General features: G+C 66.3%; 11 protein-coding genes. 5 read left to right on the top strand and 6 right to left on the bottom strand.

Going from position 1 to position 11,222, the window contains the following annotated elements:
* Nucleotides 1–753, bottom strand: a 753-nt coding sequence (locus I5M_RS17825) for an MFS transporter (RefSeq protein WP_022722638.1), incomplete at its 3' end; no start/stop codon positions are given.
* A gap of 235 nt (nt 754–988) precedes the next feature.
* Between I5M_RS17825 and I5M_RS17830 the strand changes: the two genes are divergently transcribed.
* A complete protein-coding gene (locus tag I5M_RS17830) occupies nt 989–1,552 on the top strand; it encodes a TetR/AcrR family transcriptional regulator (protein ID WP_031336882.1) in 564 nt (187 codons plus the stop codon).
* A gap of 174 nt (nt 1,553–1,726) precedes the next feature.
* On the opposite strand, the gene I5M_RS17835 is transcribed toward I5M_RS17830, so the two are convergent.
* Entirely contained in the window at nt 1,727–3,046 is a 1,320-nt protein-coding gene (locus I5M_RS17835; RefSeq protein ID WP_022722639.1) for an MFS transporter, read from the bottom strand.
* 168 nt (nt 3,047–3,214) lie between these two features.
* Nucleotides 3,215–4,903, bottom strand: a complete 1,689-nt coding sequence (locus I5M_RS17840; RefSeq protein ID WP_022722640.1) for an FAD-dependent oxidoreductase — start codon at nt 4,901–4,903, stop codon at nt 3,215–3,217.
* A gap of 157 nt (nt 4,904–5,060) precedes the next feature.
* On the opposite strand from I5M_RS17840, the gene I5M_RS17845 reads away from it, so the two are divergent.
* The 4 genes from I5M_RS17845 to I5M_RS17860 all read left to right on the top strand — a co-directional run bounded on the left by I5M_RS17845 (nt 5,061) and on the right by I5M_RS17860 (nt 9,141).
* Nucleotides 5,061–5,951, top strand: a complete 891-nt coding sequence (locus tag I5M_RS17845) for a LysR family transcriptional regulator (protein ID WP_022722641.1) — start codon at nt 5,061–5,063, stop codon at nt 5,949–5,951.
* Nucleotides 5,952–6,325: 374 nt separating this feature from the next.
* The gene (locus I5M_RS17850; protein WP_022722642.1) at nt 6,326–7,369 is read left to right on the top strand and encodes an aromatic ring-hydroxylating dioxygenase subunit alpha; all 1,044 of its coding nucleotides are present in this window, start codon (nt 6,326–6,328) and stop codon (nt 7,367–7,369) included.
* A 3-nt stretch (nt 7,370–7,372) separates the two neighbouring features.
* Nucleotides 7,373–8,128, top strand: coding sequence for a GntR family transcriptional regulator (locus I5M_RS17855; RefSeq protein ID WP_022722643.1), 756 nt, complete (start codon nt 7,373–7,375; stop codon nt 8,126–8,128).
* A gap of 23 nt (nt 8,129–8,151) precedes the next feature.
* Nucleotides 8,152–9,141 (top strand): PDR/VanB family oxidoreductase, encoded by a 990-nt coding sequence (locus I5M_RS17860; protein ID WP_022722644.1) that lies wholly within the window; start codon nt 8,152–8,154, stop codon nt 9,139–9,141.
* Nucleotides 9,142–9,609: 468 nt separating this feature from the next.
* On the opposite strand, the gene I5M_RS17865 is transcribed toward I5M_RS17860, so the two are convergent.
* From I5M_RS17865 to I5M_RS17875, 3 genes are all read right to left on the bottom strand, one after another.
* The gene (locus I5M_RS17865) at nt 9,610–9,894 is read right to left on the bottom strand and encodes a hypothetical protein (protein WP_022722645.1); all 285 of its coding nucleotides are present in this window, start codon (nt 9,892–9,894) and stop codon (nt 9,610–9,612) included.
* A 148-nt stretch (nt 9,895–10,042) separates the two neighbouring features.
* Entirely contained in the window at nt 10,043–10,648 is a 606-nt protein-coding gene (locus I5M_RS17870) for a GNAT family N-acetyltransferase (RefSeq protein ID WP_022722646.1), read from the bottom strand.
* 126 nt (nt 10,649–10,774) lie between these two features.
* The coding region (locus I5M_RS17875) for an SMP-30/gluconolactonase/LRE family protein (protein WP_022722647.1) at nt 10,775–11,222 on the bottom strand (448 nt) is incomplete at its 5' end.

The following is an 11,222-nucleotide window of genomic DNA, read 5'->3' on the forward strand; positions in this document are numbered from 1 at the left end:
CGCGATCGCTGCGGCCAGCATCAGAACCGCGACGACGCCGCCGCCGACCCACGGCGAAGTTGCACCCATCGTCGTCGCCACCACTGTCGGCATCAGCGACAGATAAAATCCGCCCAGCGCCCAGGTCGCGATGCCGGCCGGCGTGATCCTCAGCAGCACTGCGCGGGATTGCCGGGGCACGCTGATTTGCGGCCACAACGAAGCCAACGCGCCGGGCTTGCGGCCGGCGCTTTCCGGCATCAGCCACAACAGACCGATCAGGATGAGTGTCAGGCCGAGCAGCACCTCATAGACCAGATGCAGCGGATTCGGCGCGAAGCTGATCAGGGCCGTGGCGCCGAGCGCACCGACCATCAAGCCGATGAACGCGGTGATGCTGTTGAGCAGCGGGCCGGTGTTTCGGTCGGTGTCGAGGATCGCCGCGCCGAGCGCTGTCGTCGCGGTGCCGACGCAGAGCCCTTGCACCGCGCGCGCCAGGATCAAATGCGTGACATCGGCGGCGCCGGCGAACAACAGCATCGCCGCGACGTTCAAGACCAGCCCGCCGAGAATGACCGGGCGGCGCCCGACATAGTCGGACAAGCTGCCGACGGTGAGCAGCGCCGCAAGCAGGCTGAAGGCATAGACCGCGAACACCACCGTGACCATCAGCGGCGTCAGGTGCATCGATTGCTGATACAGCCGGTACAGTGGCGTCGCTGCGGCGCTGCTGGCCGACACCAAAACAGCAGCGACGAAACTGTAGGCGACCATCGCAGCAGGCGGCAGAGCCCGCAGCGTGATCCGTCGCGCCGAAACCGTGGCGTCGCACCTCGGCGGAATGGCTCGCACAGCGGTCGCATTGCACGTCTGCGGACAGGCTTGCACAGCAGTCTCCTAAAAGCTAAATCATTGCCTTAGCCAAGATGAGCCGAAACTCCGCTTAACGCAAATGTTTTGCGTTAAGGTGTGCCACCTTTTCGCGCATGGCTCGGTTGCGGGAACCCAAATGGCCGTGAAAGAGCGAATTAGGATCGGCGGCCGAAGCGCGCGGATTCAGGCTGCCGTTCATGAAGCTGTTCACCAGCTCGGCGCCCTGACCACCCGAAACCAGGTGACGGTTCCGCAGATCGCCGCCGCTGCCGGGGTAACGCCGTCGACGATCTATCGACGCTGGGGCGACCTGCAGACGCTGCTGGCCGACGTCGCCGTGGCGCGGCTCCGGCCGATCGCCGATCCAGACGACACCGGGGCGACGGAGTCGGATCTGCGCGCGTTCATCGATCAGTTCGCCGAAGAGATGTCATCGCCGGTCGGCCGCGCGCTGATGCGGGACGTGTTCTCCTCCGCGCAGGACTTCCCGCTCCAATGCGCCGCCTTCAATCGCGAACATCTCAGCACCATCGCCGCGAGGGCCGCGGCGCGGGGCGAGCCGCCGCTCGATGTCGATGACGTGATCGATCACGTCGTGGCGCCGATCATCTACCATATCCTCTACGACGACCGCGAAGTCACGCCGGACTATTGTCACGCGCTGCTCGACCGATTACGCGCGCAGTCCTCCCCGACCTGATCGTCAGCCGGCGCGACGTGTCGTTCGAAAGTCGAGATTCCGGGTCTGCGCCGCTGTGCGGCGCATCCCGGAATGACGAACGAGAGGCTTGTTACTACCCAGTCATTCCGGGGCGCTCGCGCAGCGAGCGTACCCGGAATCCCGAGCTGTTCTGCAAAGGACGACGTCCCTCGCCTACGCGGTCCGCTTCACTCCGTTAGCCACCAGCAGCGCGGCGATTCCCAGCGCAAGCAGCACCACCGCGTACCAGATGCCAGAGTGAAAGCTGTGCGTGAGGTCGCGCAGCACGCCGACGATGTCCGGCTGTNNGGCCGAGCCGAGGATGCCGGCCGAACTGATCAGTCCGATGCTGCCGGGCCGGTTCTTGACCGACAGCAGCGGCGTCGCGAACGCCCAGAAGATCGCCATGCCGGAGAAAGCCCCCATCGACACCAGCACCAGACCGGCGAGACGCCAATGCGGATCGACGAAACTCACCACGGCGATCCAGCCGAGCGCGGTGAGCGCGAACAGACCCGCCGTGTGCCACAGCCGCTCGTGCAACCGGTCCGATGAGAAGCTGACCAGCGGCATCGCCAGCAGCGTGAACACCGGCGGGATCGCGCCGAGCACGCCGATATAGAAGTAGTCCTGCGAACCTTTCAGGAATTCGCGGATGATCTGCGGCGTCCAGGTGGCGTAGGTGTTGAGCGAGGTGACGAGGCAGAAGTAAGCGAGGCAGAGCAGCAGCACGCGGGCGCCGAGCAGTTCGCGCCACATGCTGGTGCTCTGCGGTGCCGCAGGGGCAGCTTCGGCGTCGAGCGCCTGCTGGATGGTCCTGCGCTCCGACGCACTCAGCCATTTGGCGTCTTTCGGCCGGTCGGTGAGGAAATAGAACGTCACCACGCCAAGCACGATCGACGGCAGCCCCTCGAGCAGGAACAGCCAGCGCCAGCCGGCGAGGCCGAAGGCGCCGTGCAGGTTCATGATCAGCCCCGACAGCGGCGAGCCGATCATGAAGGTGGCCGGCATCGCCATCATCAACAGCGCCATGGCGCGGGCGCGGTGCGCGGCGGGAAACCAGTAGCTCAAGTACAAGATCACGCCCGGCACGAAACCGGCTTCGGCGAGGCCGACCAGCGCTCGCGTGATGTACAGGCTGTAGGGGCCGGTCACCAGCATCGTCGCGGTCGAGGCGAGGCCCCAGGTCACCATGATCCGCGCCAGCCAGATGCGGGCGCCGTAACGCGCGAGCAAAAGATTGCTCGGCACTTCGAACAGCATGTAGGTGAAATAGAAAAGCGTGTTGGCGAAGCCGAACATGGTGGCGTTCAGCCCCAGGTCCTTGTTCATCGACAGCGCCGCGAAGCCGATATTGATGCGGTCGAGGTAGGAGAAGAAATAGGCGATGAACAGGAAGCCGATCAGCCGGCGAAACACCTTGCTGATCGTCCTGGCCGAACTCGCCTCCGCCACCAAGAACGGCGCCTCCGCGCGCAATCCCGCGTCCGTCATTGCGTCTCTCCCCGTTGTGTTTTTCCGGATTCGTTGATCCGGATTTTGTTTGTTACTTAGGCCCCACTTCCGTCATGGCCGGGCTTGTCCCGGCCATCCACGTCTTACTTGCGGCGTCGGCTGCAAGGCGTGGATGCCCGGCACAAGGCCGGGCATGACGGCTAACAATTATGCCGCCCGCGCGGCCTTGGCCGCCCTGCCCGCGCCGCGGATCAGGTCGATCAGGTCGCCTGCGTCGCCCGGCACCGCGTCGCCGCGCCAGGCGACGTGCTGGTCGGGGCGCGCCAGCAGCAACTTGTGCTGATATGGCGCGACGATGCCGCCCGGCACATCCAGCACGGTGAGCGGCACACCGGCGACCGCGGCGGCGCGGGTCAGCGCCTCGACATCGACCGATGTGTCGAACCGCAGCAGCGTGTAGTAAGGCCCCATTGCGTCGTACAGCGAGCGGCCTTCGCCGAGCCACAGATGCGGCACGCGGGCGCCGGGCGCGGTCGAGGGCGTGAAGTCGCCCATGGTGTAGGCCGGGGCAACGTCGCCGTCATAGGCGATCAGCGGCGAATTCTGGTAGTAATAGCCGAAGTTCAGTCCGGCGCAGGCATATTGCTGGACGTTGAGGTCGTACGCGGCCTTGCCGATCGCGGCGCGCGCCGCCTCGCCGTCCGGCCCGTCATCCTCGATCGCCGCCGGGATTGCTTTCCGGGCCTTGCTCATCTGCACGGCGTGGTTCATGGCGAAATGCGATACCTGCTCGGTGATCGGCAGCCGCTCGGCCTCGTAGGCGTCGAGGATCGCCGGATCGGCCCAGCCGGAAAGCGCGGCGCCGAGCAGCCACGACAGGTTCATTGCATCGGCGATGCCGGCGTTCATGCCGTAGCCGGCGAACGGCACCCACAGATGGCAGGCGTCGCCGCAGATGAAGACGCGGCGATCGCGGAACTTGTCGGCGACGAGGCGCCGGCCGATCCAGTCTTCCTTGCTGATGATCTGATACTCGAAATCCTTGTCGACGCCGAGCAGCGCGCGGATGCCGGCGTCGCGATCGACCTGCTCGAAGTCGGTCTCGTCGTCGTTCATGTAGGCGTGGATCAGCCAGTTAGTCTGGCCGTCGATCGCGTAGACGTTGCCGGAGCGCCGCGGATTCATCGCGAATGAGCCCCAGGCCGGCACGCCGCCCTTGGCGCGCAGCATCGGCAGCAGCTGCGGCGCGTGGATGTAGGTCGATTGCACCCGCTGCAGCACCGGATCGCCGCTCAGCTTGGCGCCGATGCTCTTGCGCACCAGCGACGAGCCGCCATCACAGCCGACCATGTACTTGCAGGCGATCTCGATCGCATCGCCGCTGTCGAGTGCCGTCGCCTGTGCCACGACGCCGTCGGCGCTCTGGGTGAAGCCGGTGAGCGAGGTGCGGTTGAGGATGCGCACGCCGGGCTGCGCCTCGACGTGAGCGAACAGCACCGGCTCGAGGTAGATCTGGTTGATACGATGCGGCGGCTCCGACGTCGGCCACCAGGTGTCCGGCCCGCCCTGCGCGGTGTAGCGCTCGGCGCGGCACGGGATCGGGATGCGGGCGAATTCGGTGCCGAGAAACGAGGTGCGATAGGCGACGTCGTTCGGGTAGTCGGCCGGCAGGCCGGCATCGCGCACCTTGGCGGCCACGCCGAGCCGGCGGAACATCTCCATGGTCCGCGCCGCGACGTGGTTGCTCTTGACGCTCGGCGGCTCGCCGCGCTGCCTTGTCTCGATCAGCGCCACCTTCACGCCGCGCCACGCCAGATCCATCGCCAGCGACAGCCCGACCGGGCCGCCGCCCACCACCAGCACGTCCGCCTCGACGATCCGCGATCGCTCGCTCATCCTGGTCCGTCTCCACCCTTAAGGTCCGGCCATTCGGCCGGCGCAACGCGCCTGCCCGATCGGGCGGCCGCGCGCTGCAATTCATTGGCAACAGCATACAGCCACTTGACCTATCGGTATTAGAGGGTGATTTGTTGGACATTCAGAAGCGACGCTCATGAATGTGAACCTGCGCCAGCTCGAAGCCTTCGCCGCGGCCTACCGCTTCGGCAGCCTGACCCGCGCCGCGCGCGAGCTGCGGCTAACGCAGTCGGCCGTCAGTCTGCTCGTGAAGCAGCTCGAGGACGCCTGGCAGACCCGGCTGTTCGACCGCACCACCCGCAGCCTGACGCCGACGCTGGCAGCCGGCGAGGCCATCGCGGCGGTCGAGCGCATCTTGGGCGAGCTCAAGGGCATCGAGAATCTGATGCGCGGCCTCGACGATAAGAGCGCCGGCCGCGTTTCCTTCGCCGCCACCGCCGGCGTCGCCTCGGCTCTGATGCCGCGCATCCTCAAGGCGTTTCGCCGCGACTATCCGAACATCAAGATCCAGATGGTCGACGTCGCCGCCGATCAGCTGATCTCCAAGATCCTCGCCGGCGAGGTCGAGTTCAGCATCGGCACCGTCGACGACGACAATCCCGATATCGCGCTAGAGACGCTGATCCGCGACCGCCTCAGCGCCATCGCGCCGCGCGACGGCAGCTTCGAGCGGCGATCATCGATTACTTGGGACGACCTAGCCGGCCTCGATACGATCTCGGTGCCGCCCGGCAGCAGCATCCGCCGCCTGATCGACGCCGCGCTCGCCGCCGAGGGCAAGAGCTTCACCGCGACGCACGAGACCTCGCTCCTCGCCACCGCCCTCGCCATGAGCGCCCACGGCTTCGGCGTTTCGGTGCTGCCGTCGTATCTCGTGCCGCTGATGCAGTTTCCCGATCTGGTCGCAGTACCACTGGAAGAGCCGGTAGTGTATCGCCAGTTGTCGCTGATCACGCGTTCGGGACGGTCGCTGTCGGCGGCGGCGAAGAGCTTCGTTGCGACGGCGAAGGCGGTGATGGCCGGGTAGCGCTTTCGAAGCATCCTCGCGGCGAGATTCCGGGTTCGCGCTCCGCGCGCCCCGGAATGACGGGGAGAGGCGGTGCGCCCCTCCACGGGCGTCATGCGCGGGCTCGACCCGAGCATCCCTCGCGGCCAGCGCCGCAGTCGGCATGAGCGCATCCGCCAGCTCCGTCATTCCGGGATGCGCCGCGCCACCGGCGCAGACCCGGAATCCCGAACTGATGTCGGAGGGCCCCGATCCCGAGCAAACGAAAGCTCCCGTCGCAATTTGGTATACAGCGTCACCCGCCATTAGGGCCTTTTTTCGGAACTCGCTTGCCTTCCGGCCGTTCCTGTATACAATCTGAACTCAGAACAAGAACCACTTTCAGGGAGGCCTCGATGCCCGCCTTTCCGCTCAATGCCTGGTATGCCGCGGCGTGGGACGCCGACATCAAGCACGCGCTGTTTCCGCGAACGATCTGCAACAAGCATGTGGTGATGTATCGCAAGGCCGACGGCAGCGTCGCGGCGCTGGAGGATGCGTGCTGGCACCGGCTGGTGCCGCTGTCCAAGGGCCGGCTCGAAGGCGACACCGTGGTCTGCGGTTATCACGGCCTGAAGTTCAATCCGCAGGGCCGCTGCACCTTCATGGCGTCGCAGGAAACCATCAATCCGTCGGCGCGGGTGCGCTCCTATCCGGTCGTCGAGCGGCATCGCTTCATCTGGCTGTGGATGGGCGATCCGGCGCTGGCCGATCCGGCGCTCGTCCCCGACATGCACTGGAATGACGATCCGGCCTGGGCCGGCGACGGCAAGACCATCCACGCGCGCTGCGACTGGCGGCTCGTCGTCGATAATCTGATGGACCTCACCCACGAGACCTATGTGCACGGCTCGTCGATCGGCAACGACGCGGTGGCGGAGTCGCCGTTCGACGTCACCCATGGCGATCGCACCGTGACGGTGACGCGCTGGATGCACGGCATCGAAGCGCCGCCGTTCTGGGCGGCGCAGCTCGGCAAGCCGGGCCCGGTCGATCGCTGGCAGATCATCCGCTTCGAGGCGCCCGGCACGGTGACCATCGACGTCGGCGTCGCGCCCGCCGGCAGCGGTGCGCCGGAGGGCGATCGCTCGCAGGGCGTCAACGGCTTCGTGCTCAACACCATGACGCCCGAGACCGACACCACCTGTCATTACTTCTGGGCGTTCGTGCGCAACTACAAGCTCAGTGATCAGCGCATCACCACCGAGATCCGCGAGGGCGTCTCCGGCATCTTCCGCGAGGACGAGATCATTCTCGAAGCGCAGCAGCGCGCCATGCTGGAGAACCCGGATCGCGTATTCTACAACCTCAACATCGACGCTGGCGCGATGTGGTCGCGCAAGCTGATCGACCGCATGGTGGCGCGTGAGACCGCGCCTAAGCTGCAGGCGGCGGAGTAAGCGATGAGCGAGCGCGGCGGCGATCGCTCGCTATCGCAGACGGTGCGGGCCCAGCTCGCGCTGCGCGACATGATCCTCGCCGGCCGGCTGCGCGCCGGCGAGCGCATCTCCGAATTGCAGGCGGTCGATATCACCGGCGTGTCGCGCACGCCGGTGCGGATGGCCCTGGTGCGGCTCGAGGACGAAGGCCTGCTGCAGGCGATCCCGTCCGGCGGCTTCATGGTGAAAGCCTTCTCGGAACGCGACATCCTCGACTCGATCGAGCTGCGCGGCACGATGGAAGGCCTTGCGGCGCGGCTCGCCGCCGAGCGCGGCGCGTCCGCGCGCCAGCTCGAACCGCTGAAGGAATGCCTCGCCGATATCGACGAGCTGGTGCAGCAGGATCCGCTGTCGGTCGAAGCGTTCTCCGCCTATGTGGCGCTCAACGCCCGCTTCCACGCCCAGCTCGACGAATTGTGCGGCTCGGCGCCGGTGATCCGCCAGATCGAGCGCGTCGCCGCGCTGCCGTTCGCGTCGCCGAGCGCCTTCGTGATGGCGCAGTCGGCGCTGCCCGAAGCGCATCAGATCCTGATGATCGCCCAGGACCACCATCGCATCGTGATCGACGCCATCGAGAACCGCGAAGGCGGCCGCGCCGAGGCGGTGATGCGCGAACACGCCCGCCTCGCCGTGCGCAATCTGCGTTTGGCGCTGCGCAGCCGCAGCCATCTCGAATTGTTGCCGGCGCTGGCGTTGATCACGCAGGCCGCCGACAAATAACAACAGCCGACAGGGAGCCGTCCATGCGATTTGCCGAACATTGGGGCCCGGCCACGGTGGTGGCGACGCGTGATCTTTCAGCCGCCATCCGCGAGATCGTGCTGAAGCCGGACGCGACGGTCACGAGCTACGCGCCCGGCAGCCACATCAACGTCGCGGTGCTGATCAATGGTCAGCCGGAGACGCGCAGCTACTCGCTGGTCGGCGCGACCACAGACGGGCTGATGCGCATCGCCGTCCGACTCGCGGACGACAGCCGCGGCGGCTCGAAGGCAATGTGGCAGTTGAAGTCCGGCCAGCGCATCGACATCACCAATCCGAACTCGCTGTTCGAGATCGACTTCAGCCGCGATCACTACTGCCTGATTGCCGGCGGCATCGGCGTCACCCCGATGCTCGGCATCGCCGCAGCGCTGGCGCGCAAAGGCTGTCATCTCGACATGCACTACGCAGTGAAATCGCGCGCCGACGCCGCGCTGCACGAGGAACTCGCGGCGCTGCTCGGCGATCGCCTCGCGCTGCACGCCGCCGACGAAGGCGCGCGGCTCGATCTCGCTGCCACCTTCGCCGCCCTACCCGCGGATGCCGTCGTTGTGCTGTGCGGCCCGCTGCGCATGCTGGAAGCCGCGCGCCACGCCTGGGCAGCGCTCGGACGCGCGCCGGCCGATCTGTGTTACGAGACCTTCGGCTCCAGCGGGAAGCTGCCGACCAGCACCTTCCGCGTCCGCATCGCCGCGACCGGCAACGAGATCGTCGTGCCGCAGGACCGCTCGATGCTGGACGCGCTCAACGCCGCCGGCTTCGAAGTGATCTCCGATTGCAAGCGCGGCGAATGCGGCGTCTGCGCCATCGACGTCGCCGCGGTCGACGGCGAGATCGACCACCGCGACGTGTTCTTCAGCGACGACGAGAAACACGGCAGCCACAAGATCTGCCCCTGCGTCTCGCGCGCACAGGGCGTGGTGACGATCGATACGCTGTATCGGCCGGATCAACTGCCGGGCGCGGCGTAGTAGCGATCTAGATTTTATTCTAGAGCGGTTGCGCTTCAATTAGAATCACCGCCGTCATCCTGAGGTGCCCGCTGGGCCGTGCTGTGCGCGGCACTGCGGGCCTCGAAGGATGGGCCACAAGCGCCTTGTCCGCATCCTTCGAGGCGCGCTACGCGCGCACCTCAGGATGACGACTCAGCGCCTGAAAGGGCTCTCCGCTTCAATCAATCCATGAACCGCTCTAGGACGACGTAAACCGCGCCAAGCGCAGCCTGCTCCTTCTCCCCGCGCACGGGGAGAAGGGTGGGATGAGGGGGCGTCTCAGCGCGGTCGAGCGCTCGCGTCTTCGTCCCCCATCCAGAAAAGCAATTGAAAGGCTCAGACTTGCGGAGGCGCCCCCTCACCCGACTGGCTTCGCTACGCTCTGCCAGCCCGACCTCTCCCCGCAAGCGGGGCGAGGTCAAGAGGCGCCTCGACCAGAGGAAGCGCTCAGCGCCAGCCTTCGTGCACGTCCGTCGGCTGGTCGCAGACCCAGTCCGGCCGCAGCATGACCTGGCAGCCTTTGTCGAACGGCAGAACCCCGACGCGGCGCTGGTCCTGGACGATTTCGATCGACCAGTTGCGCGGCACGCCGGGCTGCAACTGCACCAGCCGCTGAATCACGCCGGCGGCGAACAGCGTCGCGTCGATGTCGTCCGCCAGCGCCGCGCCGTCGTGGCCCGGGCCATCGACACGGTTGATCGGATCCCGGACATGGAAGCGATAGAACGGCATGGCTTGAGAATGCCCGCAGCGGCGGCGTGACAAAATGACGTAGATCAAAAACACGCCCAGCGGGCAATTACCTTAGTCAGCAAGCAATTAGCAAGACCAGGCGCGCGAACCTCGGGTTCGCCCGCACGCGGGAACCTGAAAAGCCAATTCAATTAGTCGCGGCACGCGCCTTCTGGTTCAACTGATAGTCGAGGTGCGCTTTCACGGTCGGCCATTCCGAGGCGAGGATCGAATACACCACGGTGTCGCGCAATGTTCCGTTCGGCGCGATCTGGTGATTGCGCAGGATGCCGTCCTGCTTGGCGCCGAGCCGCTCGATGGCGCGGCGCGACTGATGGTTGAAAAAGTGTGTGCGGAACTCCACCGCGATACAATCCAATGTCTCGAACGCGTGGCCGAGCAGCAGAAACTTGCACTGGGAGTTGAGCCCGCTGCGCTGGACCCGGTTCGAGTACCAGGTCGAGCCGATCTCGACCCGGCGATTGGCTGCGTCGACGTTCATGTAGGTGGTCATGCCGGCAATGACACCGGCCGCATCCTTGACGGTCCACGGCAGCATCGCGCCCTGCGCCTGCAGCGCCAGCCGGCGCGCGATCTCGGCGTCCATGCGCTCCGGCGACGGAATGGACGTGTACCACAGCTTCCACAACTCACCCTCGCGCACCGCCTCGATCAGCCCGTCGCGATGCGCCGGAGCCAACGGCTCCAGTGACGCGTGGGGTCCGCGGAGGGTGACGGGTTCGAGCCAGGGCATCTCAGATCCTCTTCGCTTCCAAAGCACGGCCCTTCATACGTCATTGCGAGGAGCGAAGCGACGAAGCAATCCAGCTCCGTACACTGGGCTGGATTGCTTCGCCTTCGGCTCGCAATGACGAGGGGGCTACTTATTCAAGAAGTTCAGCGGGAGGCCGCCGCGGGGCCAGTCCATGGCGATGAGTTCGCCCTTGCCGGACAGCGTAATATAGGCGGTCTTCAACTCGGGGCCGCCGAAGGCGATGTTGGTGGTGACGCGGTCGCCGGTCGGCACCTGCTCGACCAGCGTGCCGTCGGGTGCGATCACCGAAATACAACCGGAGATCAGCGTCGCGACGCAGACGTTGCCGGACGCCTCGACCGCGAGCGAATCGAACATCTGGTACCCGCCGAGCCCGACGATCGGCTTTCCGCGCTCGCCGCGATAGATCACGTCGCGCGGTTTGACCTCGCCGGCCTCGTTCAAATCGTAAGCCCAGAGCCGCGCCGTCGGGGTTTCGGCGGCATACTTCGTGGTCTCGCCGGGCGACAGGCCAATGCCGTTGAAGCGGCAGCGGGCCGAAACACCTGCTCGG

The sequence above is a fragment of the Rhodopseudomonas sp. B29 genome, from assembly GCF_000333455.1.
Classification (GTDB): domain Bacteria; phylum Pseudomonadota; class Alphaproteobacteria; order Rhizobiales; family Xanthobacteraceae; genus Rhodopseudomonas.

What these genes read in the sequence shown, in the direction of transcription:
- I5M_RS17855 (WP_022722643.1), top strand. Translation starts at nt 7,373, where the DNA reads ATGAGCGAGCGCGGCGGCGATCGCTCGCTATCGCAGACGGTGCGGGCC.
- I5M_RS17840 (WP_022722640.1), bottom strand. Translation starts at nt 4,903, where the DNA reads ATGAGCGAGCGATCGCGGATCGTCGAGGCGGACGTGCTGGTGGTGGGC.
- I5M_RS17865 (WP_022722645.1), bottom strand. Translation starts at nt 9,894, where the DNA reads ATGCCGTTCTATCGCTTCCATGTCCGGGATCCGATCAACCGTGTCGAT.
- I5M_RS17845 (WP_022722641.1), top strand. Translation starts at nt 5,061, where the DNA reads ATGAATGTGAACCTGCGCCAGCTCGAAGCCTTCGCCGCGGCCTACCGC.
- I5M_RS17870 (WP_022722646.1), bottom strand. Translation starts at nt 10,648, where the DNA reads ATGCCCTGGCTCGAACCCGTCACCCTCCGCGGACCCCACGCGTCACTG.
- I5M_RS17850 (WP_022722642.1), top strand. Translation starts at nt 6,326, where the DNA reads ATGCCCGCCTTTCCGCTCAATGCCTGGTATGCCGCGGCGTGGGACGCC.
- I5M_RS17860 (WP_022722644.1), top strand. Translation starts at nt 8,152, where the DNA reads ATGCGATTTGCCGAACATTGGGGCCCGGCCACGGTGGTGGCGACGCGT.
- I5M_RS17830 (WP_031336882.1), top strand. Translation starts at nt 989, where the DNA reads ATGGCCGTGAAAGAGCGAATTAGGATCGGCGGCCGAAGCGCGCGGATT.